At 51.7% G+C, this 22,464-nt stretch carries 20 protein-coding genes; 7 read left to right on the plus strand and 13 right to left on the minus strand.

Annotated features, from left to right (window positions below):
• Positions 1-69 precede the first annotated feature (69 nt).
• The 3 genes from rpmE to mobA all read left to right on the plus strand — a co-directional run bounded on the left by rpmE (position 70) and on the right by mobA (position 2,641).
• Complete coding sequence (gene rpmE, locus FFS57_RS17220; protein ID WP_137939053.1) at positions 70-282, plus strand: 50S ribosomal protein L31; 213 nt, start codon at positions 70-72, stop codon at positions 280-282.
• A gap of 113 nt (positions 283-395) precedes the next feature.
• Positions 396-2,054 carry an ArnT family glycosyltransferase gene (locus FFS57_RS17225; protein ID WP_137939054.1) on the plus strand — a complete coding sequence of 553 codons (1,659 nt, stop codon included), beginning with the start codon at positions 396-398 and terminating at the stop codon, positions 2,052-2,054.
• Positions 2,051-2,641 (plus strand): molybdenum cofactor guanylyltransferase MobA, encoded by a 591-nt coding sequence (gene mobA / locus FFS57_RS17230; protein WP_137939055.1) that lies wholly within the window; start codon positions 2,051-2,053, stop codon positions 2,639-2,641. The genes FFS57_RS17225 and mobA overlap by 4 nt, the downstream gene beginning before the upstream one ends.
• 306 nt (positions 2,642-2,947) lie before the next feature.
• Here the strand turns inward: mobA and FFS57_RS17235 are convergent, their stop codons facing one another.
• On the minus strand, positions 2,948-4,831 hold the full coding sequence (locus FFS57_RS17235; protein WP_137939056.1) for an ATP-binding protein: 1,884 nt from the start codon (positions 4,829-4,831) through the stop codon (positions 2,948-2,950).
• 591 nt (positions 4,832-5,422) lie between these two features.
• Here FFS57_RS17235 and phbB point away from each other — a divergent pair.
• Positions 5,423-6,160, plus strand: coding sequence for an acetoacetyl-CoA reductase (gene phbB / locus FFS57_RS17240; protein ID WP_137939057.1), 738 nt, complete (start codon positions 5,423-5,425; stop codon positions 6,158-6,160).
• Positions 6,161-6,231: 71 nt separating this feature from the next.
• Here phbB and FFS57_RS17245 read toward each other — a convergent pair whose 3' ends face one another.
• Positions 6,232-6,564, minus strand: coding sequence for an SCP2 sterol-binding domain-containing protein (locus FFS57_RS17245; RefSeq protein WP_137939058.1), 333 nt, complete (start codon positions 6,562-6,564; stop codon positions 6,232-6,234).
• A 122-nt stretch (positions 6,565-6,686) separates the two neighbouring features.
• Positions 6,687-7,829 carry a GNAT family N-acetyltransferase gene (locus FFS57_RS17250; protein WP_137939059.1) on the minus strand — a complete coding sequence of 381 codons (1,143 nt, stop codon included), beginning with the start codon at positions 7,827-7,829 and terminating at the stop codon, positions 6,687-6,689.
• A gap of 138 nt (positions 7,830-7,967) precedes the next feature.
• On the opposite strand from FFS57_RS17250, the gene FFS57_RS17255 reads away from it, so the two are divergent.
• Together FFS57_RS17255 and FFS57_RS17260 are read left to right on the plus strand one after the other, a co-directional pair.
• Complete coding sequence (locus FFS57_RS17255) at positions 7,968-9,572, plus strand: NAD+ synthase (protein WP_137939060.1); 1,605 nt, start codon at positions 7,968-7,970, stop codon at positions 9,570-9,572.
• Positions 9,573-9,861: 289 nt separating this feature from the next.
• On the plus strand, positions 9,862-10,200 hold the full coding sequence (locus FFS57_RS17260; protein ID WP_137939061.1) for a P-II family nitrogen regulator: 339 nt from the start codon (positions 9,862-9,864) through the stop codon (positions 10,198-10,200).
• Positions 10,201-10,819: 619 nt separating this feature from the next.
• Here the strand turns inward: FFS57_RS17260 and corA are convergent.
• The 7 genes from corA to FFS57_RS17295 form a co-directional block, all read right to left on the minus strand.
• Complete coding sequence (corA, locus tag FFS57_RS17265) at positions 10,820-11,791, minus strand: magnesium/cobalt transporter CorA (RefSeq protein ID WP_137939062.1); 972 nt, start codon at positions 11,789-11,791, stop codon at positions 10,820-10,822.
• Between the two features lie 239 nt (positions 11,792-12,030).
• The gene (locus FFS57_RS17270; protein ID WP_137939063.1) at positions 12,031-12,477 is read right to left on the minus strand and encodes a flagella synthesis protein FlgN; all 447 of its coding nucleotides are present in this window, start codon (positions 12,475-12,477) and stop codon (positions 12,031-12,033) included.
• Positions 12,478-12,487: 10 nt separating this feature from the next.
• The gene (gene flgM / locus FFS57_RS17275) at positions 12,488-12,811 is read right to left on the minus strand and encodes a flagellar biosynthesis anti-sigma factor FlgM (RefSeq protein ID WP_171014030.1); all 324 of its coding nucleotides are present in this window, start codon (positions 12,809-12,811) and stop codon (positions 12,488-12,490) included.
• Positions 12,812-12,999: 188 nt separating this feature from the next.
• Entirely contained in the window at positions 13,000-13,686 is a 687-nt protein-coding gene (gene flgA / locus FFS57_RS17280) for a flagellar basal body P-ring formation chaperone FlgA (RefSeq protein WP_137939065.1), read from the minus strand.
• 23 nt (positions 13,687-13,709) lie between these two features.
• Positions 13,710-14,324, minus strand: coding sequence for a DUF2238 domain-containing protein (locus tag FFS57_RS17285; protein ID WP_137939066.1), 615 nt, complete (start codon positions 14,322-14,324; stop codon positions 13,710-13,712).
• Between the two features lie 211 nt (positions 14,325-14,535).
• Positions 14,536-15,222: a glycerophosphodiester phosphodiesterase gene (locus tag FFS57_RS17290; RefSeq protein WP_137939067.1), complete on the minus strand. Its 687-nt coding sequence runs from the start codon at positions 15,220-15,222 to the stop codon at positions 14,536-14,538.
• An 82-nt stretch (positions 15,223-15,304) separates the two neighbouring features.
• The gene (locus FFS57_RS17295) at positions 15,305-16,192 is read right to left on the minus strand and encodes a DMT family transporter (protein WP_137939068.1); all 888 of its coding nucleotides are present in this window, start codon (positions 16,190-16,192) and stop codon (positions 15,305-15,307) included.
• 290 nt (positions 16,193-16,482) lie between these two features.
• Between FFS57_RS17295 and FFS57_RS17300 the strand changes: the two genes are divergently transcribed.
• The gene (locus FFS57_RS17300) at positions 16,483-17,445 is read left to right on the plus strand and encodes a DUF808 domain-containing protein (RefSeq protein ID WP_137939069.1); all 963 of its coding nucleotides are present in this window, start codon (positions 16,483-16,485) and stop codon (positions 17,443-17,445) included.
• A 167-nt stretch (positions 17,446-17,612) separates the two neighbouring features.
• Here the strand turns inward: FFS57_RS17300 and recG are convergent, their stop codons facing one another.
• From recG to dusA, 3 genes are all read right to left on the minus strand, one after another.
• A complete protein-coding gene (gene recG / locus FFS57_RS17305) occupies positions 17,613-19,658 on the minus strand; it encodes an ATP-dependent DNA helicase RecG (RefSeq protein WP_137939074.1) in 2,046 nt (681 codons plus the stop codon).
• Between the two features lie 32 nt (positions 19,659-19,690).
• Entirely contained in the window at positions 19,691-21,322 is a 1,632-nt protein-coding gene (locus tag FFS57_RS17310; protein ID WP_137939070.1) for a response regulator, read from the minus strand.
• 186 nt (positions 21,323-21,508) lie between these two features.
• On the minus strand, positions 21,509-22,464 hold a 956-nt coding region (gene dusA, locus FFS57_RS17315; RefSeq protein ID WP_249384044.1), incomplete at its 5' end, for a tRNA dihydrouridine(20/20a) synthase DusA.

Raw genomic sequence — 22,464 nt, forward strand, 5'->3', positions numbered from 1 at the left:
GTCGCGGATAATGCCGCGTTTTAAAGTAGCCTAGGCAAAACCCCTGGGCCCGATACCGAGGACTGAATTATGAAACAAGGCATCCACCCCGAATATGCTGAAATTACAGTTACCTGCTCTTGTGGTAACGTATTTCAAACTGCTTCGACCATGAAAAAGAATCTGCACGTGGAAGTATGTTCCGAGTGTCACCCGTTCTACACTGGTAAGCAGAAGATTGTTGATACCGCAGGTCGTATCGATAAGTTCAAGCAAAAGTACAGCATGCTGGGCCGCAAGTAATCGCGTTTCCGCATCCTGCAAAAAGGCAGCTTTGGCTGCCTTTTTGCATTCTACAGCCCGTTTGTGCAGCTTGTGGACTGCTATAATCGCGCCAAATCAAAGTTGACAACCACATGCTGACCTACACTCCAACTGCCAACACGCTATCACCTAAAACTGATGAACGTCCATGGGCGCTGTTTCTATTGTGCCTTATATGGCTTGCACCTGGCATTCTTGGACACCATCCATGGAAACCCGATGAGCCGCATACCATCGGGATCATTCATGCCATGCAGAGTCAAGGGCAGTGGCTGGTCCCGCATTTGGCGGGTATGCCTGCCTGGCAAGATGGCCCGTTGTATTTTCAACTGGTGGCCATTCTGTCATCGCGGTTGAGTGATCTGATGCCGATGCATGATGTGGCCAGGTTGTTGTCTGCTATTTTCGTGGCATTGGCACTGACTTTTTGTGGGGGGATTGGCCGCGAATTAGTTGGGCGCCGATATGGCCGTGTCGTCGTGATTCTGATGATTGGTTGCCTGGGGTTGATTGTTCTGGGGCATACTGCCATTTCCGGTGCTGCGACGATGGCAGGTTACTCCGCAGCATTCTATGGCATGGTGCTATTCAAACGTATCCCGGTTTTTGCTGGTTTATCGTTGGGCGTAGGTATTGTCTTGGCGACGAATACGTCGTCGTTTTACGACGCCATGGTGATCCTGCTTATTGCCTTGGGTTTACCCGCATTATTTGGTTACTGGCGTGATACTTTGTATGCCAAAACGGGGGGCATTGCTGCCATTGTGGCACTACCTGGTTTGCTGGTATGGCCTGTCATGCTCTACGATCAAAATCCAGATTTATTTGCTGCATGGTGGCATGGCAACGCCTTGGCGAGATTGCATGGATGGATTGTCGATGTGCAATCGAGCGATTTCAGTTTTTATATACGGACTTTGCCTTGGTTTACGTGGCCAGCCTTGCCCATCGCCATATGGGCAGTATGGGATGGGCGATTGACAGGATATCAGCGGCCTGCTGTGCAGTTTTCACTGCTGGCGGTGACTATCATGTCCTTGGGATTACTGACATCACCACTGGTTCAGGACGACTATCTACTGCCGTTGTTGATGCCGATCTGTGTATTGGCCTCAACGGCCGTTGACCGACTACGACGTGGTGCGGCGGCGGCGTTGAACTGGTTTGGTGTGATGACTTTTGGTATGTTGGGTCTATATATCTGGTTGGGTTGGACTGCCTATATGACAGGTATTCCACCTCAGCTTGCGCGTCGTGCAGATAAGGTGATTCCAGGTTTCATTCAAGCATTTTCGATTTGGGATCTACTGATTGGTTTGTTGTTGACCTTTGCATGGGTCTGGGCGGTTTCCAGACGTCGCCAGATGGGTCGCCAGGCGTTGAGTAGCTGGGCGAGTGGGGTGGCATTTTGCTGGAGTCTGCTGATGTTGCTGTGGTTGCCTGGGATCGATTGGGTGAAGGGATATCAGCAACCGGTGGCGGTGTTGAAAAAGGCATTGCCTGTTAAATATCAATGTATTGCAGCGGCGGGTATGTCTGCGGATGTTGCCAGTCTGTTCGATTATCATGGAGGACTGGGTTTGAAGCTGAACCCTGACAAACCCTGCGACTTGTTACTGGTAATGGGCACTCGGGAAGAGGTCCTGCCTGCCGGGAACTGGCGTAAATTGTGGGAGGGCGCTCGCCCTGGTGACAACCGTGAGCGTTTCAGGCTGTATCAACAGTTTGACCCGCCAAGTATTCGTTTATGATCCGTTGTGATACCACTGCTTTGATTCTGGCTGGGGGTCGTGCCCAACGAATGGCGGGGAGAGACAAAGGCTTGGTTGAGCTGAACGGTGTGCCGCTGGTTCAATGGGTGGTAGCTGCGATTCGACAGCAAGTCGGTGACATTCTGATCAGCGCAAACCGTTCTCTTGACCACTATCAAGCGCTGGGCTTTCAGGTTGTACAAGACCTGCAAACAGATTTTCCGGGGCCATTGGCTGGCGTACTGGCTGGTTTTGATGTGTTGACTACAGGAGAATTACTGGTTGTACCGTGTGATGTGCCATTGCTGCCACGTGATTTGGTCATGCACATGCGAGCCAAGTTGGTGGGGCAGGTTGAACTAGTGATCGCAGCCGATCCTCATCGCATTCATCCCGCCATTTTCCTTTGTCGAGCTTCGGTCAGAGATAGTCTGCGTGAATTCGTCTCTACCGGTAGGCGTCAGGTGCGTGCCTGGCAGTCCGAATTAAACACCAATGTGTGTTATTTTGATGACCCAGTGTGCTTTACCAACTTGAATGCAATGGATCAGGTGGATGCACTGGCAGCTTTGCTAAATGGACAGTAATTGGCATTGATGGCCGTTGACATTGCTTGCCATCACATCCACTTGCTCTAGAATGGCAAATACCCGGTGGGGGAGTTGTTCTTTGGTGGCTGTTTCGCAATAAACCAATGCCAGCATTGGCCCGCCATGACGACATCACTACCTAACGATTGCAACGCTGTAGCGCTCTGCTGGCGCATGCCACGGAACAGTGGCAAACAGGGTGGATGAAATGACCTGGGGCTGACTATCAAGGGCCTTTGCCGAAGGTTAAGATGGTGGATTCGTCTATGTTGTGGGGGCGGATCATTCGTTTCAAATACGCACTCAGGCTTCTTCTGGTGGGGATACTGCGTCTTCGTTGCCAGTTTTGGGGCTGGCTTGTAGCGTGAAAAAGAAGGTGGCGCCTTTGCCTGGTTCTGCCTCTGCCCAGATTTCTCCACGATGGCGATGAATGATGCGTTGCGCTGTGGCTAAACCGACGCCAATCCCTTCGAACTCCTGAACCGTGTGCAGGCGCTGGAAAGCACCAAACAGCTTGCCAGCCAATGCCATGTCAAACCCAACCCCATTATCCCTGACGAAGTAAACACGGCGCCCCTCAGCATCTTTGACGCCGAACTCGATGCTGGGTTGCTCCGCTTTGCTGGTGAACTTCCACGCATTCGACAGCAGGTTGTACATGGCAGAGCGCAACAACTTGCCGTCTGCATGTACATAGATTTCCGGCGCAATGGCGATCTCCACTTTGCGATCCGGCTCGTTTGCCTGTAGTTCTTCCAGAATGGACTGCATCAGTAAACTCAGGCTCAACATTTCCAGATGCATCTCACTGCGTGCCAATCGTGCCAGATTCAACAGCGTATCAATCAACTCCCCCATCCGTTGAGTAGCACGACGCATTCGATGTACATAGTCACGGCCCTGTTCGTCCAGCTTGTCACCATAGTCTTCAAGCAGGGCTTGGCCAAATCCATCTACAGTCCGCAGTGGCGCCCGTAAGTCGTGTGATACGGAATAGCTGAATGCTTGCAGCTCATTGTTGGCAGACGCTAATGCGGCTGTACGAGCTTCAACCAGTTCCTCCAGGTGTTCTCGATAATGCACCAATTGTTCTTCAACCTTCTTGCGGGCGCCAATATCGATTAAATAACCCTGCAGATATTTCTCGCCACTCTTATCTGTCAACACCGAGGCAACTAGCGATACCCAGACATTATGTCCATCTGCGGCCAGCAACCGGCACTCAAATTCTCTGTCACTTTGTTCTGGCGAGGTTTCGCCGAAAATTTGATAGGCGAAATGACGATCATCAGGATGCAGATAACTGGTCAGGAAGCCTTCCTGATACCACATTGATAATGGATACCCCAAAAGAGACTCGGCTTGTGGCCCAACATAGCTGAAGCGCCAAGAGCCAGATTGTGCCTCCCACGGGATGACCTTTGTCGATTCGACCAGTCGGCGATAGCGTTCTTCACTTATCCGCAATTGGTTTTCAACCTGCTTGCGAACCATGATGTCAGCTTCCAGCGCCTGATTCTTACTTTCCAATTCGGTAAACAGGGTTTGCAGCGATTGGCGAGTGGTTTCCAAGCTGCGCCCCAAGGCGCCAAACTCATCCTTCCGTTCCCATATGAATGGTTGTTCCAGCTCACGCTGTGCCAATTTACGTGAGTCGGTCATCAGTCGTCGCAATGGCTCCAGTACTCGTAATTGCATCAAGATCAGTATCAGTGCAAGGCTGACCAGCAATTGGCCCGCCACTGTCAGCAGGAACTTGTTGCGATCATCGCGTAGTGCGGCCTCAAGCTGACCGCTGTCAACTTCGACAGTGACGACACCAATCTCACTGCCTTGATAGACCACGGTTTTACGCAAGGGGGGGATCAAAATCTGGCCACGCCGCCGTTCCGGACGCTCTGCTTGCAGGAACGTGCCTAGGGCCGGATCGGTGACCAGTACCCTGACTACACGCTCATCATCCATGATCGAATTGAGTAGTGGCATGCCGGCATCAGCGCTCAGGTTCCAAAGCGGCTCCTGCATGCCGAGTACCAGGATCTCAGTCAGCCGGGCATGATCTTTCTTCAACTGCTCGATCAACGCAGTGCGCTGCCCTTGCAAGGTGATGAAGCTGATGATTGCAGACGGGATCAGAAGCCCGACGATAACAGCCAAGACAATGGCACGTCGCACCGTCATACTCATGTTTTGTCTCACTCCCCGGAAGCCAAACGACGGGCTTTCTCTATCCGTTTTTACAGACAGGCGACCTACATGACCTGCAACCGGTTGGGTTGCACATGTGATGCCGACCCTGAGCACATTATAGACATCGAATACAACAAATCATGGGCGAACGCGATTCGATTGGCGCCATCTGTGGGTGGAGACCGTGCCATGACTTGTCCATTTGCTTGACATAGTAAGCTGGTCTGGGGTTGGTACGCTATACCCAAAGCGCTTCAAATCGAGTTCTGGCGCCAATTTCATGAAAAACATGGGCTGACGGGCTGATTGTTGACCTTGCATTGCGGATTGAGGAGTACTACAACTACGCTCGGGCCTATTCCGTGTTGTCACGGGCGGTAAGACACTTAGGTCGCCCAGACCGGCTAAGCATTGATCTGCGTGATGACTGCCGGATGTAATGATCTACAAATTGAGGGTTTGACCCGATAGGGTTAGACCGGATTACAACGCACGCCAATCGGCCTTGATAATCAAATCAGGCCGACTGATTTGAAGCGGTAGTCGCAGCTTTCTCAAGAAACCAACGACATTCAGGAGAGACAAAACATGGCACAGAAAATTGCACTCGTCACCGGCGGTATGGGCGGTATCGGGACGGCGATCTGCAAACGACTGGCGAAGGCAGGCTATCAAGTGGCAACCACTTACTCTACTCCCGGCAAGCATGAGGGTTGGTTGCAGGACATGAAGGCTGAAGGTTTTGATGTATTTGCTGTGCAGTGCGACGTGACCAGTTTTGAATCTTGCCAGGCAGCTGTCGCACAAATCCGCGAGGTGCTAGGCCCTGTTAGCGTATTGGTCAACAATGCAGGTATTACTAAAGATGGTCGCTTCCAGAAAATGGACAAATCAGCCTGGGATGCAGTGATGGCCACCAACCTTGATAGTTTGTTCAATGTTACCAAGCAGGTCATCGATGATATGTGCGAACAAGGGTTTGGCCGAATCATCAACGTTTCGTCCATTAACGGGCAGAAAGGTCAGTTTGGCCAAAGTAATTATTCTGCTGCCAAAGCTGGTATGCATGGGTTTACCATGGCATTGGCACAGGAGGTGGCAAAAAAAGGCGTAACCGTCAACACCATTTCCCCTGGTTACATCGCGACGGAAATGGTTATGGCGGTTAAAGAGGAAATCCGGAATCAGATTATTGCCGGCATACCTGTCGGACGTTTGGGTAAACCAGAGGAAGTTGCTGCATTGATCAACTTCCTTGCTTCCGATGATGCAGCTTTCCTGACGGGCGCTAATATTGCGATGAATGGTGGCCAGCACATGTGCTGATTGTGGTTCCCATATCAAAAAACAACGCCCACCAAATCAGGTGGGCGTTGTTTTTGTACTATCCGTCAGATTTATGCCAGTTTGGTAAACAACTGCATGAATGTCATCATTTCAGGCAGATTGGTGATCTTGATCTTGCCCATCATGAATGCCATTTCTGGGCGCAGTTTGCCTAATTCGATATCTAGATAATCGCTGGCAGTCGCAGTGACTTTGCATTTTGCTTCGCCATTCAAGCCGGTTTCAACCTTACACACACCATCAACAACCGAAACGGTGTACAGACCACCACCGTCACCAGTCAGTTCAAAGTGAAAAACGCTGGACTTTCCGGCCGCATCTGCTGCCTTCAGACGCGCGGGTAAGCCTTGGAACAGTTCCTGGATATTGGACGGCAGTGACATACGACTCTCCTTCAAATAGCGGGTGACATGGGGTGCAGGGTGCGCCCCATTAAATTCAAACAAGTGTTTGATTGAATCAAATCATAGCCAAGCCTGCATGCCCCTGCAAGTGGTTCAACCAATTATTTCACGGCATCACTGCGAAACGGTTGCCGGTCGTTGAGATCATCGAGATAGATCGCAATTCCGTCTCGTTCTTGTTGTAGAAAATCAGCTACGGCATGGTTGAACTGTGGGCGCTTCAGCCAATGAAAAGAGCGGGTAGTCACAGGTAATAGACCGCGTGCCAATTTGTGCTCTCCTTGCGTCCCACCTTCAAAACGTGCCAGTTGTTGTCGAATACAGAAGGCGATCGGTTGGTAATAACACAGTTCGAAGTGTAGACAAGGGACATACTCCATTGCCCCCCAGTAGCGACCGAACAAAACATCTTGACCTCGCAGGCACCAAGATGAGGCAATCCGCTGCTGATGTCGATATGCAACAAACATGACAGATTGCGATGGCATGCTGTCATGGATGGATTCGAAGAATTTGTGACCAAGATAAGGGGCAGAACGGTGCATGTGATAAGTATGGGTGTAACAGCGATGGAAAAATGCCCAATCGGCAGTGCTGATATCCTCGCCTTGCAGGCATTCAATGTAGTCGATGTCAGCAAGTGCTCTTTTACGATCCTGATGAATCTTTTTGCGTTTGTCGTGCGACATGCAGGCAAGAAAATCATCAAAATCGGCATAAGCACGGTTGTGCCAGTGGAATTGAATGCCATCCCGTTGCAGCCCTTGGTAGTGCTGGCATATTGGCGAGGCATAGTCATCTGGAAACAGCACATGTAGTGATGATAGCTGCTCATCCTCCTCCAGCAGCTTCAATGCTGTTTCCAGTAAATGCTGTCGATCTACTTGTGTCGTTGCGAGCAAACGAGGCCCTGCAATTGGGGTAAATGGTATGGCCGACAGTAGCTTGGGGTAGTAATGTAGGCCGTGGCGTTCATAGGCATCGGCCCATGCCCAGTCAAACACATACTCCCCATAACTGTGCGTCTTGATGTAAAGCGGCATTGCCCCTACCAGTATGCCAGACCGCCATAGGCTTGGATAAACAGGGTGCCAACCTGTATCGGGAGAGGCTGCACCGGATTTGTGCATAGCCTGTAGAAACGCATGGCACAATGCTGGATGTGATCCGACCAAGGTGTCCCACTGGTCGGCGGTAACATCGTTCAAGGACTCGAGAATGCGTACTTCTGTATTGTTGGACATGGTGGGGCGCTGCTTTCGGCATGAAATTTGCTGTGAGCGTGGCTGACAAGCCCGTCAAATATGTACGTTCGCGTAAAACCACTCGCGGACTTGCCTTCCGGCGATATAATCGCGGTATATCGAGCACACGACAACTATATGAAATTCGCCATTGCCCAATTCAATCCTACTGTTGGCGATTTGGCTGGTAATGCTGCCAAGATCGTCGAATATGTGCGTAAAGCACGTGACTTGGGAGCAGACCTGCTTCTGACGCCTGAGTTCGCGTTATGTGGGTATCCTCCTGAGGATTTACTGCTGCGTCCGGCTTTTTACACCGATTGTGCCTCACAACTGGCTCGCCTAGCGGTGGAAGTACAAGGTATTGCCTTGGTTGTCAGCTATCCCTTACAGGAAAAGGGTAAACGCTACAACGCGGCTTCAATCATTCGTAATGGCAAGATCATCGCTACATATCGCAAGATCTCATTGCCGAATGATGAAGTATTCGACGAAAAACGCTATTTTGAGGCCGGAGGTGCGCCATGCGTGGTGGAAATTGCTGGTGTGCGAGTTGGTATCAACATCTGTGAAGATATCTGGCAAGCGCAGGCTGCAGCCCTGGCTAAATCTGCGGGTGCCGAAGTGATTGTGGTGCCGAATGCGTCTCCATTTCACATTGATAAGCAGAAGGTACGTTTTGACGTGGTTAAATCCCGTGTTGAGCAAACTGGCTTGCCCATCGCATATGCCAATTTGACCGGCGGGCAGGATGAACTGGTGTTTGATGGTCAGTCTTTCCTGGTGAATCGCAAGGGTGACGTAGTTGCACAGTTACCGCTATTTGATGATGCCATTGGTGTCTATGAATTCAAGAACGGAGACTGGGTGCCCGGTGAGGTTCCGGTTACACCATCGATAGAAGCGCAGGTTTATAAAGCCCTGACTATTGGCGTCCGCGATTACATCGGGAAGAATGGCTTCCCAGGAGCATTGCTAGGCTTGTCGGGTGGGATTGACTCTGCGTTGACACTGGCGGTAGCCGTTGACGCATTAGGTGCCGACAAAGTACATGCAGTCATGATGCCGTCACAATATACCGCCGGCATCAGTGTGGATGATTCCCGGGAAATGGTTGGGTTGCTCGACGTGAAATACAGTGAAATACCTATCCGGCCAGTATTCGATGCTTTCCGGTCATCCTTGTCTGGCGAGTTTGCTGGACTGCCGGAAGATACCACGGAAGAAAATATCCAAGCGCGAGTACGAGGTACCATGTTGATGGCACTATCGAACAAGACTGGCTGCTTGGTATTGACCACAGGCAATAAATCCGAGATGGCTGTGGGCTATGCTACCTTATATGGCGACATGGCAGGGGGCTTTGCTGTGTTGAAGGATGTGGCCAAAACCCTAGTCTACCGTCTGGCAGCATATCGCAACACAATCACCCGCGTGATTCCTGAGCGAATTATCACGCGTGCGCCTAGTGCCGAATTGCGGGATAACCAGACGGATCAGGACTCATTACCGCCCTATGACATACTGGATGGCATCATGCAGGCCTATGTCGAACGTAATCTCAGCCCGCAGGAAATCATTGCCCAAGGCTATCCCGGTGAGGACGTGAAACGTGTTATCCGCCTGATAAAAATCAACGAATACAAGCGTCGTCAGGCTCCGGTTGGTGTGCGTATCACCGCACGTGGCTATGGCAAGGATTGGCGCTACCCCATTACCAATCGTTATTCTTCGGGGATGTAAGTATGACGGATGCCGAGACGGAGCAAACTGACGTAGATAATCGGCCAGTTACGCCACCGGCACCGGCCATTCCTGACAGTTGGCATTACTATGGTACATGGTGCGGTTACTGTGAATTTTGTGGTGAGTATTTTACGATTACACTGACACCACAACATGATCACGCGCGTTGCCCATATTGCTTTACCGAAAATGACCGCAATAAGTTCTGGCCACAATGGTTAGGAATCTAGTCTGCTGATGTGGGGCTGATGCGTCAACACAATATCAATCAACAGGGAGAGTCTGGATGAAGAAGATTGAAGCGGTGATCAAGCCGTTCAAGCTCGATGAAGTACGTGAAGCGTTGCATGAAATTGGCATTACTGGGCTTACGGTTACAGAGGTCAAAGGTTTTGGTCGGCAAAAGGGTCATACCGAGCTGTATCGTGGGGCTGAATACGTTGTCGATTTTTTGCCTAAGGTCAAGATTGAAGTCATTTTGGCAGATGTTCAGGTAGAACCTGCAATTGACGCTATCATTAAAGCGGCTCGTACTGGCAAGATTGGTGATGGTAAGATTTTCGTGACTTCTGTCGAGCAGGTGGTGCGTATTCGTACCGGTGAAACGAACGAACAGGCAATCTGATTTACATGGGTTGATGCAGATAACAGGGCTGTGAAATGCGCGGCATCAGGCAGCACAGATTGGATTTTTTATGTCGATAGCATGATTGGTGGTGTCGACGTGATTGAGTACCTCTTGTATGCCATTATTGCATATTAGGTAATTTTTCTTTATAATTAAAAAGTTGCTTGTTGTTGCGAGTGGCAAAGCGCCATGTCATGGTGGTATGGTGGGCCGGAACGAGCTTGTGTACAGACTGTTGTCGCTCGTGGCCGGTGGTTGACTCAATGAAATATGGCAAGGGTTGCAACCGCCCGCGTACAGCTAAACACCGCAAGGTGTGACGCCGAAATTGAAAGGAGCGAATCATGGGCTGGATCCTGTATTTGTTCAAACGTTGAACGAATCGGCTGAGAGCCGTGTCGCGAGCCGCGAGGGTTTTCCCCGCGGCTTTTTTTATTTTACGGTTTTAGCTACTTGATCAGGCGGGCTGGTAAATTGATCAGGACAGATGTCCCTTGAGGTAATGCTTCCGCCCATTGTTTTGGCATGGGTGTTCGAGATAGCTGATCCCATTCGTGAAGCTACTATGGTGTGGTTGATTCGTTCTCATCAACGTCCAACCTGCTGACGTTTGTTACTACAGCCACCCAGCCTTTTTGAATCGCCGCCAAAGTATCACGTCCAATACAATCATCAATCCAAGCGCCATCGGGTAGCCTAGCATCCACTTCAGTTCAGGCATGGCTTCAAAGTTCATACCATAAATGCCAGCAATCATGGTTGGTACCGCAAATAAGGCGCCCCATGCTGCCAATTTCTTGGTGATAGCGGAATCATCCAAGGAGATCAGAGATAGGTTGACTTGAATGGCCGTATTGAGCATGTCTCGAATGCTTTCGATACTTTTGACTATACGAGCCAGATGATCATAAATATCGCGATAGTACTCACCCATGCCGACACAAATTCCTGGTACCCGACCGCCGTAGAGCTTGCTGATGGCCTCCAGCAATGGCAATGCAGCATGCTGGACTACCATCAGGTTCCGTTTCAGATCATAGAGTTCTTCAATATTGGTTCTTGCTGACGCAGATCGTTCGAAAATTCGATTCTCTATGGCGTCAAGCTCTCGGGCCAGCCAGTCGATGACTGGGAAGTAGCGATCCACTACGGCATCCATCAAGGCATACAAAACAAATCCGGATCCATGCGTCAACAAGTGAGGTTCGCTTTCGCAACGTTGTCGAACATTCAGAAATCCCACTGTGCTGCGGCTGCGCATCGATAAAATGAAGTTGCGACCAACAAAGATATTGATTTCACCAACCCGCAATAAATCGTCTTCATCAACCTCCAGCATGTGCAATACACAAAATAAGGTGTCACCATATTCTTCGATTTTGGGGCGTTGATGGCCATGTTTAGCATCTTCTACAGCCAATTCGTGTAGGCCGAATTCCTCTCCCATTTTGTCGATTTCCTGATCGGTCGGGTTTTTCAGGGCAACCCAAAGAAACTGATCCGGCAATTTCAGATGTTCACTGATATCTTCAACGGTTACGTCAGTCAGTTTGCTGCCATTTTGGTAGGCAGCACAATTGATAAGCATGGTGGTATCCGAAACGGAGACTGGTTGGTGATCGGAGCGTGATGGCGGTCAGTAATCACGGATTATTGCTATCTACCCCGTTTTTCACTCATTCTAGCGCTTTGCAGTCCGTGTCGTGAAATGCCTTGAATGCAGCAGAATAGATCTGATGGTGTAAAGAACGACTAAGAAAAGTTCATTGGCTTCATGGTAGGCATTGTTTTGCTACCATAGGGATGAAGCTTGGAAGTGATTCGGGGTCAGGCAGAGCCGAGAGTCCGGCCGCTGGCTCCTTCAAGCGGTTGACCGTCAGGCCCGTAAATGTTTTGATTGCCTTCCTGGCCACGAAGAATGTTCAATGCTTCACGGTTATGTTGTAAGCGCTGATTGATGATCTTTCCGTTGAGCTGATTCAGTGTAGATGCCTGTTTTGCCTGATCTGTCAGGTTTGACCATAGAACTGCAATATCGGGATGCAAGGCCAGTAGCTTCGCTCGTGCCTCAGACTCGACAGGCAGCCATTTGGCACGCTCCATGGCCTGTTGATCAAGTCGATTGATCAATGCATCTTTTTTTTGTGTGATTTCGGGAAGTGCAGCGGTGTTGCCGTCCAACAACAACCGATTTTCATCTCGAAGCAACGCCAATAAAGCTTCAAAGCCGACCAATTCAGCTTGTAGTGCGGACAGCTTGGCTGCGTGATTCATTGCTGCTGACTTACTCGTCACGTTTCGCCAGCAACTCTTTTACACTGGCAACCAGCTTGTCGGCAATTGCATCGGTATTGATTTTAAAACGCCCTTCAGAAATGGCCTGGCGAATTTCGGCGACACGTGCAGTATCGACTGTAGGTTGCTTGCTCAATGAGCTTTCCAGCGCTTGCATACGAAGGGATGTGGAAGTCAGTTCGACATTGTCAGCTTTGGCCTTGCTGCCTGCCTCGGATGTATCGGTTTTGCTGTCAGACCCCGTGGGCAAGCGGGTGACGCCAGGCTTGACCCCTGAAGGTGTGATCGGCTTGCCTGAGTTATCGACTTTCAAGATATTACTCCACAGAGAGTGATTGGCTACCCGTCATTGCGGGTACCACTTTACTATCACTGATATCGGCACGCACCATCATAACTTTAGCAATGGATCACCAACATGCTGATTTGAGTGTTGCACAAAGCGACTGAGATGAGCAACCCATAAGCATGATAACAAGGGATGTAATTTGGCTTGCTACATCAGGGTATAACGGAAACCACGCCAGTATCGGTCACTACACCTGTTACCACTTGGCCATTTGAAGTCCTGATCGATATTGATTGCCCAATTGCAGCTTGTCCCAGTGCTTTCCCTTCGCCAGAGACCTGAAAACCGTCACCATTCACCAGAATACGTACCGATTGACCTGGTAAAACGGCGGCCGGGGCGCGTAGCATCTCGGCGCGAATCGGGACACCACTACCTATTCCAGCAATTGGTATCCGGCCGATTGCTTGATCAAGCATATTCAGAGGTGGCGCGGGTAAGCGTCCAACTTCCATCCGTTGAAGCTGGAGGTCATCGGCCCGAATTAACTGCCCTGCTCGCAGTGGATGCTTGGTTACTACGGCATCCCCAAACTGTTCAATATCCAACGTAACGTTGATACTCCAACCGGCATTTGGGCATCGAATACCGACAACCGTACGGCCGACTAACTTGGTATTCGGGATTGAGAAGGGTTCCAGTTTATCGCAGGCAGGCAATGACAAATTCGCATCCAGTTTACGTGCGGTAACGGTGACATCTGTTCCGGTAAGTTGACTGCGGGCAAACTGCTCGGCGGTACGTACCAACTGATTGAGATCCTGCCGATTGGTCGCCTGGCTGGTTGAATAAGCTAGTACCAAGCTGGCGTAGCAGAGCAGGGAGGGGATGCGTATCATAAATTGAACCGACTTTGATCTCTTCAAGAATATCTAGCAAGTTGTCGATCATGCCAGGGTGTCAACAGGACGCAGCTGACCAAGCTGCCGAGCCAGGCACAGAACATGTCGGACTGGGTGTCCCAGATATCACCTTGGGTGCCAAGAAATTCGTCCGCCCCTTGACCAAGTGCCAGGGCTGCAGCCCATTCAAGTAACTCGTACCAAGCACTGACTGCCATGGCGACGCAGATGGCCAAAAAACCGGCCATTTTGCGGCCATTAACGTGCTTGCCGCGCAATAGGATTTCCCGTGCCAGCAGAGCTGGGATTAACCCTTGGGCAAAGTGGCCGAGCTTGTCATAGGGGTTGCGTGATAGTGACAGCCAATCCTGCACCCAAAAGCCGGCGGGAACACGGGCATAGGAGTAGACGCCGCCTATGATCAGAATCACCGCATGCAAAAAGATCAGTGTATACAACATAGGTGTCAGTGGAAAACGTTGATAGGTTGCCGTCAACAGGGGCAGGGCGATGATGACAGGGGCAATTTCCATCAACCAGGTTGGGCGGTCATAGGGCTGGATGCCAGAGGCAGCCAACAACACCAGCAAAAACACACCGGCGACAAGCAAAGAGCGGGGTGTAGTCATGATCATATTGGGTCATAAGTATAGGATTGGATCGGCGTCCTGTTCACAATCTCGGTGACACGCGATGCAGCGAAAAAACGGCGTTTACATAGGGTGAATGAAGCGTTTGAACTGCATATGCATGCTGATCGGGCGTTTGCCACAAGATCGTGTACAGGTTTGTAGATGGGCACGGGGGCTTTCACACCAGTCAATCCTTGTGTCAGATTAGGTTGCTTCAATGTTTGGTTTGTGAATGCAGGCCGCGGTGTGGCAGATCAATGAATTCGGGGTGATCCGTGATCAGGCCGTGTAGCCCAAAATGGGCACAGAGTTCATGTTCATCCTGAGTGTGGGCACCATAGACTACGTTCTTGAAGCCAATGCTGTTGGCCATTTCCAACTGCTGTACGTCGACAATTTCAAAGTCCCAGACGATAGTGCGCAATCTGGGCTCTGGCAGGGCTGCATGCGCCAAGCTGTTGATCGAGACGGGACGATGCGCAACCAGCATGCCGCAATCTACTGATAATTCATGTGCACAGGCCTGCACAATGTCATGCCGGAACGAGGTCACCAATAAGCGACGATTGTGTTGATAGCGTTTCAGTACCGCGATGCTGTCGGCTTGCGCAGCCACTACCTTGATCTCAATGTTCCATAATGCGCTTGGAAAGGCATCCAATGCTTCCTCCAGTGTGGGTACTGGATAGCCTACTGCACTCTGTAATTCGGCTCGGGTCAGTTCGGCAACGGCGATACCATTGCCGAGCACACGGTTGTGAAACAGAACGAGATGTTGGTCACGAGTTAATCGCACATCCGTTTCGATACCTTCAAAACCCAGAGTCAGCGCCGAGGCAAATGCCTCCATGGTGTTTTCTGGAAGGTTGGTATGGTGACCGCGATGGGCAAGCAAGTGCATGATATCGGCTCCGAAACATCAGCAAGATCAATTTCTGCCACCTATCAGGGCTTGGTGGACGCAAGGCAGTTAGGGGCTGATGTTATTTGCGAGTATTGAGATAAATTCCACCAAAGATCAAAGCGATTCCGGCTGCATGGTAGGCGTGTAGTGCCTCGTTCAAAAACAACATGGCCAATACTGACCCAAATGCTGGCATCAGGTGAATGAATGCGCCTGCCCTGGCCGGACCCACATCGGCTACGCCCCGGTTATAGAACAAATAAGCCAATACCGATGGAAAAATACCGACATAAAGAAAGGTCAGGATATTGGGCAGGTTGATTGCGGTGTAATGTTGCTGCACAGCAATTTCATAGGCAAAGGGGACCGCTAGCACCGTCCAGCCCACGGTCACCAAGGCCATCAATAAGCCCAGTCGATCAAGGGTTGGTGGGAGCCCACGCAACAGCACGGTATAAATGGCCCAGCAGACCACTGCACAAAATACGAGTAAGTCGCCGCGGTTGATCGACAATGCAGCAAGGGTTTGCCAGTCAGCCTGGCTGATGATCAGTATTACGCCGCAGAACGAGCAGAAGATGCCGGCGATTGATCCGCGTGACAAAGCCTGGCGCTGGAACACCCAGCCAATCAGCGCGATCAGGACGGGAATAAATGAATTCAGCAATACCGCATTCATGGCAGTGGTGTGCTGGAGCCCGGCGTAGACAAAGCTGTTGAATCCTGCGACACCCAGCACGCCCAACAGTACGATACGTCGCCAGTGTTGTCGCAGCATTTGCCGTTGTGCCCATGCTCGTGGCCCAACCCAAGGTAACAGGATCAGCAAGGCAATGGTCCAGCGCATGAATGAAAGTGTCATCGGTGCAATAGCGGCATGTGTGGCACGGGCGATGACAAAGTTGCCGGACCAGAACAGCGAAGTCAGTACCAGCAAGCAGTACGATAAGGTATGACGGGTGGGCAAATTCAACTCCTGACAATATTCGGATGCATTCTAAGCCAAAATGACTACCAACATGGCCCACCTATGAAGTACTTGAATATCATGAGGGCAGGTTAACATTGTTATATTGGAAAGTAGGCGGACCAAATTCACGATGCATATTGCTCATTTTGTTCAGCAGTGGTTGAATCCACAGCCGACAGAGGCCCCAAACTCGCCGATTGGGTGGGTAGCTTCTACACTGAACATGCATGCAAACCATGACAGTATGTGGTTTGCCAACAACAGCTTGAATAACCAAGGATTGACACATGGCCGGAACGAGCCTTTTAGCCCTGATTGATGACATCGCCACCATTCTGGACGATGTGGCGGTGATGACCAAAGTTGCCGCCAAAAAGACGGCCGGTGTGCTGGGTGACGATTTGGCCCTGAATGCTCAGCAAGTGGCTGGTGTGGCTGCAGATCGCGAATTGCCTGTAGTGTGGGCCGTGGCCAAAGGGTCATTCCGCAACAAGCTGATTCTGGTACCGGCGGCGCTGTTGATCAGTAGCCTTGCGCCTTGGGCCGTCACACCATTGTTGATGATCGGTGGGGCCTATCTGTGCTTCGAAGGGTTTGAGAAGCTGGCACACAAGTTTTTGCATAGTGCACAGGAGGATGAGGCCGAACATGAAGCCCACTTGCAGGCGCTGGCGGACAGCGATGTGGATATGGTTGCGTTTGAGAAAGAAAAGATCCAAGGTGCAATCCGCACGGACTTTATCCTCTCTGCCGAGATTATCGTGATTGCCTTGGGCACAGTGGCTACCGCATCATTCGCCAACCAGGTTGCCGTACTGGCTGGCATCGGCATCTTGATGACGGTAGGGGTGTATGGCTTGGTCGCCGGCATCGTCAAACTGGATGACGCTGGTCTGTATCTGACCCGCAAGGCCGAACAAGGTGGTATTGCAAAATTGTGGGGTGGCCTGGGCAAATTGATGTTGGTGGGGGCGCCCTACCTGATGAAATTTCTGTCTGTGGCGGGCACTGTCGCCATGTTTATGGTCGGTGGCAGCATTCTGATACATGGTGTCCCTGGTTCGCACGATGTGATCCATGACATTGCTCATACAGTAGGTACCGTGCCAGGAATCGGCCCGGTACTAGAGGTGGTGACTCCCACATTGATCGACGCTGTGGCTGGTATTCTGGCTGGCGCAGTGTGCCTGATCGGGGTGACCATTGTGGGCAAGTTGATCAAGGCGGTGAAGCCTGTTAAGCACTGCTAACAGAACCGATCTGGTGGTGTTCACAAACTTGCCATACCTCCATGCGGCCTTCGTTTGCACGTAACCAGAACCGCTTCACTGAGTTTTGTCAGCGGGTCTAAAGCAGCATGATGTCGGTTAACGGATATGGGAAACAGGCAGTCTTGTGGCTGCCTGTTTTTTTCATCTTAAACCTTCAACAAATCTGTCCGACTGCCCAACCAGCGTGATAAATGTGCCTCTGCCACGGAGGGAGCCTGATCCAGTAGCTGTTCGGCCACCTCCTGGGCTGCTTCCAGCAAATGCAGATCCTTTTCCAGGTCCGCAAAGCGCAGCATGGGTGCACCAGACTGTCTCGCGCCGAGGAACTCGCCCGGGCCACGCAGATGCAAATCCTGCCGGGCAATTTCGAATCCATCGGTATTTTCGTAGATGACTTTCAGGCGCGCTTTGGCCGTGTCTGATAACGGGGTGGTATAAAGCAGGATGCAGGTACTCTCGACTGCACCCCGGCCAACGCGGCCACGTAGTTGGTGCAGCTGTGACAGGCCCATCCGTTCGGCGTGTTCGATCACCATCAAGCAGGCATTGGGGACATCGACGCCAACTTCGATCACGGTGGTGGCGACCAGAAGCTGCACATCGTTGATCTTGAAGGCAGCCATCACTTCCGCCTTTTCGCTGGCTTTCATGCGGCCATGCACCAAACCCACTTTCAATTCCGGCAATGATTCAACCAGAACCGTGTAGGTGTCCAGCGCCGTTTGCAACTGCAGTGCTTCCGACTCCTCAATCAATGGGCATACCCAATAGGCTTGACGGCCTTCCAGGCATTTCATGCGGACGCGTTCGATGATCTCGTCACGGCGCGCGTCGGATACCAGTTTGGTCACCACAGGGGTTCGTCCTGGTGGCAGCTCATCGATCACCGACACGTCCAGATCGGCGTAATAGCTCATCGACAAAGTACGTGGAATCGGTGTGGCGCTCATCATCAATTGATGTGGGCTGTGACCTTTCGAACGCAAGGCCAACCGCTGATGTACGCCAAATCGATGTTGTTCATCGACAATGGACAGCCCCAATTGCTGGAATTCGACCTGATCCTGGAACAGTGCATGGGTACCAATCGCCAGTTTGGCTTCACCACTGGCAACGCGCGCGAGTTGAGCAGTTTTTGCTGATTTACGTAGGCTGCCGGCCAGCCATGCTACTTCGATGCCCAGTGGTGCCAACCAGGTGGACAGCTTGAGATAGTGTTGTTCCGCCAGGATTTCCGTCGGGGCCATTAACGCAGCTTGGTAACCGGACTCAATGGCGTGAAGTGCTGCCAGGGCGGCCACGATGGTCTTGCCACTGCCTACATCACCTTGCAACAGGCGCTGCATTGGGTAAGGGCGAGTCAAGTCCAAGCCGATTTCGTTCACGACCCGTTGCTGGGCACCGGTCAGCCCAAATGGCAGACTGGTGAGCAACTGCTTGGCCAAATCGCCAGCACAGGCCAGTATCGGTGCAGATTTATCTCGCCGTGCCCGATAGGCAGTGCGCATGGAAAGCTGTTGCGCCAACAGTTCGTCAAATTTCAAACGTTGCCAGGCTGGGTGTTCGCGCTCGGTCAGGGCGCGTTGCGCGACATCTGGCGGTGGGTTATGCAATAACCGTACCGAACCGTCGAACGCAGGCAAATTCAGCGTATCAAGTACCGTGGCGGGGAGCGTATCCGCGAGTGGTTTATCACCCATGGCGGTGGCAATCAGTTTGCGCAGCGCGGGTTGAGCCAGGCCGGCCGTGGTCGGGTATACGGGGGTCAGCGATTCTGCCAGGCTGGCACCATCCTTCACTACGCGAGTTTTGGGATGCACCATTTCGTCGCCAAAAAAACCATGACGGATTTCGCCCAGCAATCGAACCCGGTTGCCTATGGCGAATTGTTTGACTTGGCTGGGATAAAAATTCAGAAAGCGCACATGCAGTACGGCACCTTCATCTTTCACCTGGCAAACCAACTGCCGGCGTGGTCGGTAGGTAACCTCGTTATGGGTGACTTCACCTTCGACCAGAACGGTTTCACCAACCGGGGCATCAGCAATTGGATAAAGATGTGTTTCGTCTTCATATCGCAATGGTAGATGCAGAATCAGATCGAAACGGCGTTGTATGCCCAGTTTGGCCAGTCGTTGCAAAACGGCGGTTGGGGCACTGGGCAGGTCAGATGGGGGGCGTTGAGCATTCACATCGGCAATGGTGCCGAAATGAGGCCGCGCAATCAAGCTGTAGGCGGGGCGGCTTGGGCTTTGCGCTGTATTTGATCACGTAAGGCACGGATATCTGTAATCAATTGGTCAACCGTTTCTTGTTCGAAGTGTTGTGCTACCAGCATCTCGACACACTTTTCAGCGTGGTTCAGTCGCACTATGTCATCTGTGTTGGTTTTTGCGCTACGCAGGCAGGCATTGGCCGCGGCCAACAACAGGCGGGCATTCCAAGTGGCAATGGCATTGGCGTGGAGATGATCGGCTGCTTCGTCGAGCTTGTGTTGTACCACCAGCATGGCGCCTTGATTGGCCAACTGGTTGATCTCTTGTGAGATGAATTGCACGACACCGGTCAGCTCTTTCGATTGCTTGACAGCGATTTCCATTTTTTCGGTTGCGGCACGGGTCACGGCAAAGCGCTTGACGACAAAATTGGCCCAATCCAATACTGCCGTTTCGCCCGAGGCCATACGTGCACAGACGGATAGGAAATCCACCGCCAGTTCGAAAGTCAGCTCTGGTGTCAGTACATTGTTGCCGATCTCCTTCAAGGCATATACGGCCTGGTCAGGCTTGCCGATGGCCCAACTACGGGCGGCGGTGGCCAGCGTCACCAGCATGCGCCGATCGTAGTTTGGGTCACGTTCCGCCATCCCCGTCAGCAGGTGCAGCATTTTCTCGGCTTCACGTTGCTTGCCTTCGGCATAGCAGGAAATTGACAGATACATGACTGCACGCGGGTCCAACAGATTGGAGTTGCCGCCATGGGCAACGGCCTTTTCCAGAAACTGTCGAGCCTTTTCGTGTTCACCCAGCCGATAGGCAATTTGGCCGGCCTGCTGCAAGCGAGCCAGGTTATGCGGGGTGACAGCCAGTGCCTTTTCCATGACCAGCATCGCCTCATCTTCACGGCCCTGGGTAATATAGTGGGTAGCCAGTTGATCATAGGCATCCACGTACATGTGGTTGTCTTCCACAATGGATTTCATCAGTGCTTCGGCTTGTTCTCCCTGGCCGTTGGCCCCATATACCCTGGCCAAGCCTAGTTTGGCCCAAGGCACGGTACGGGTGGCCAACAATGCGCTGTAAAGTTCACCGGCTTCATTCACACGGCCAACTTCAATCAACAGATGGGCGAGTAGCCGGACGACGTCGGTTCGATATTGCTTGCAAGTGGACAAGAGTGTTTTAGCTGCATCAATGGCTTGATTGATATCGCCAATCTCGATTTTGCTATAGACCGGAGCAAGGAATTTCTTTTTTGCTTCCGCTCGGACCAAGCGATCATGTAACTGTGCGCTGGTAAAAGGCTTGAGCAGGTAATCGTCTGGTGCGACTTCCGCCACGGCAACCACCCGTTCATAGGTGGATTCGGCCGTGATCATGAAAAATACAGTGGACAGCGATAACTTGCCTTCGCGACGCAACTCTTCCAGGAACTCCTGACCGCTGGTACCGTCGCCAAAGTGGAAGTCGCACAGGATGACGTCAAATTGGACAGAGCCCAATCTTCGCCTTGCCTCACCAATGGTGGAGGCGGTTTCGGTGCGGGTGATGCCCAACTGCCCAAGAATGGCGCGTAACGATTGGCGTACCGTCAACGCATCATCAATGATGAGCGCGGAGGTCTTGTCATCTACCATTCAGAAACCCCGCAGTGCTGTTTCAATGTGGGTCTTACGCGCTCGACCGATGCCAATTCCGGTGAGGTAAGTTTTGGCAATCGACAGTGCTTTGGCGATAAATCGGCCTGATATACCTTTACTTTAGTACATTCTGATGTGGTAAGACATGAACGAGGGATAGGCGCTGACTTGGCGCCTGTGAGGTCATGCGTGACAGGTGGTTTCCATGACGGCCAGCGCTTGTAGAATCGCACGGGCATCGGACTTTTTCAGCATAGGTGCGTCCGACAGCGTGCGGCGCCATTGACGAGCACCCGGCTGGCCCTGGAATAGGCCCAGGATATGGCGGGTCATGAAGGGCAAAGGAACTTTGTCCAGCACACTGGCTTCTACAAACGGCATAAATGCGTGGATGACCTCGGATCGGGTAGGCGGCGTGCGGTCGTCATGGTAGTAACGTGCATCCACCTCGGCCAGCCAATAGGGGTTGTGATAAGCCTCGCGGCCGATCATTACGCCATCCACATGCTGCAAATGGTGGGTGACGGCGTCATGACTGGTGATGCCGCCGTTGATCAGGATCTCCAGTGCCGGAAAATCACGCTTCAATTGGTATACATAATCATACTTTAGGGGCGGGATTTCACGATTTTCCTTGGGTGACAAGCCCTTCAGGATGGCATTGCGGGCGTGCACGATGAACACTTGGCAACCAGAACGCTCATGTACCTGCCCAACAAAATCACGTAGAAAGCTGTATTCCTCAATCTTGTTGATACCAATGCGGTGTTTCACCGTCACTGGGACATCCACCACATCTTGCATGGCTTTCAGACAATCCGCCACCAACAGGGGCTCGGCCATCAAACAGGCACCAAACGCACCGGATTGCACACGTTCCGATGGGCAACCTACGTTCAGGTTGATTTCGTCGTAGCCCCAGTCGACGGCTAGTCTGGCACAGGTCACCAAGTCTGCCGGTTCGCTGCCACCCAACTGGATGGCAATGGGGTGCTCGATATCGTCAAATCGCAGGAATTTTTCTCGCTCGCCATAGATCAGCGCACCCGTCGTCACCATCTCGGTATACAGCCAGGTATGACGTGAGATCAGCCGGGCAAAATGTCGATAAAACCGGTCTGTCCAGTCCAGCATGGGGG

Origin of the sequence: Chitinivorax sp. B (genome assembly GCF_005503445.1) — a bacterium.
In the GTDB taxonomy this organism is placed as follows: Bacteria; Pseudomonadota; Gammaproteobacteria; order Burkholderiales; family SCOH01; genus Chitinivorax.

Excerpts from the sequence above, each read along its gene's own strand:
- rpmE (WP_137939053.1), top strand. The coding sequence starts at position 70 with ATGAAACAAGGCATCCACCCCGAATATGCTGAAATTACAGTTACCTGC.
- FFS57_RS17270 (WP_137939063.1), bottom strand. The coding sequence starts at position 12,477 with ATGAATCACGCAGCCAAGCTGTCCGCACTACAAGCTGAATTGGTCGGC.
- mobA (WP_137939055.1), top strand. The coding sequence starts at position 2,051 with ATGATCCGTTGTGATACCACTGCTTTGATTCTGGCTGGGGGTCGTGCC.
- FFS57_RS17245 (WP_137939058.1), bottom strand. The coding sequence starts at position 6,564 with ATGTCACTGCCGTCCAATATCCAGGAACTGTTCCAAGGCTTACCCGCG.
- FFS57_RS17250 (WP_137939059.1), bottom strand. The coding sequence starts at position 7,829 with ATGTCCAACAATACAGAAGTACGCATTCTCGAGTCCTTGAACGATGTT.
- FFS57_RS17285 (WP_137939066.1), bottom strand. The coding sequence starts at position 14,324 with ATGATCATGACTACACCCCGCTCTTTGCTTGTCGCCGGTGTGTTTTTG.
- FFS57_RS17290 (WP_137939067.1), bottom strand. The coding sequence starts at position 15,222 with ATGCACTTGCTTGCCCATCGCGGTCACCATACCAACCTTCCAGAAAAC.
- phbB (WP_137939057.1), top strand. The coding sequence starts at position 5,423 with ATGGCACAGAAAATTGCACTCGTCACCGGCGGTATGGGCGGTATCGGG.
- FFS57_RS17310 (WP_137939070.1), bottom strand. The coding sequence starts at position 21,322 with ATGGTAGATGACAAGACCTCCGCGCTCATCATTGATGATGCGTTGACG.
- FFS57_RS17235 (WP_137939056.1), bottom strand. The coding sequence starts at position 4,831 with ATGAGTATGACGGTGCGACGTGCCATTGTCTTGGCTGTTATCGTCGGG.
- FFS57_RS17225 (WP_137939054.1), top strand. The coding sequence starts at position 396 with ATGCTGACCTACACTCCAACTGCCAACACGCTATCACCTAAAACTGAT.
- FFS57_RS17260 (WP_137939061.1), top strand. The coding sequence starts at position 9,862 with ATGAAGAAGATTGAAGCGGTGATCAAGCCGTTCAAGCTCGATGAAGTA.
- FFS57_RS17300 (WP_137939069.1), top strand. The coding sequence starts at position 16,483 with ATGGCCGGAACGAGCCTTTTAGCCCTGATTGATGACATCGCCACCATT.
- FFS57_RS17255 (WP_137939060.1), top strand. The coding sequence starts at position 7,968 with ATGAAATTCGCCATTGCCCAATTCAATCCTACTGTTGGCGATTTGGCT.
- corA (WP_137939062.1), bottom strand. The coding sequence starts at position 11,791 with ATGCTTATCAATTGTGCTGCCTACCAAAATGGCAGCAAACTGACTGAC.
- flgA (WP_137939065.1), bottom strand. The coding sequence starts at position 13,686 with ATGATACGCATCCCCTCCCTGCTCTGCTACGCCAGCTTGGTACTAGCT.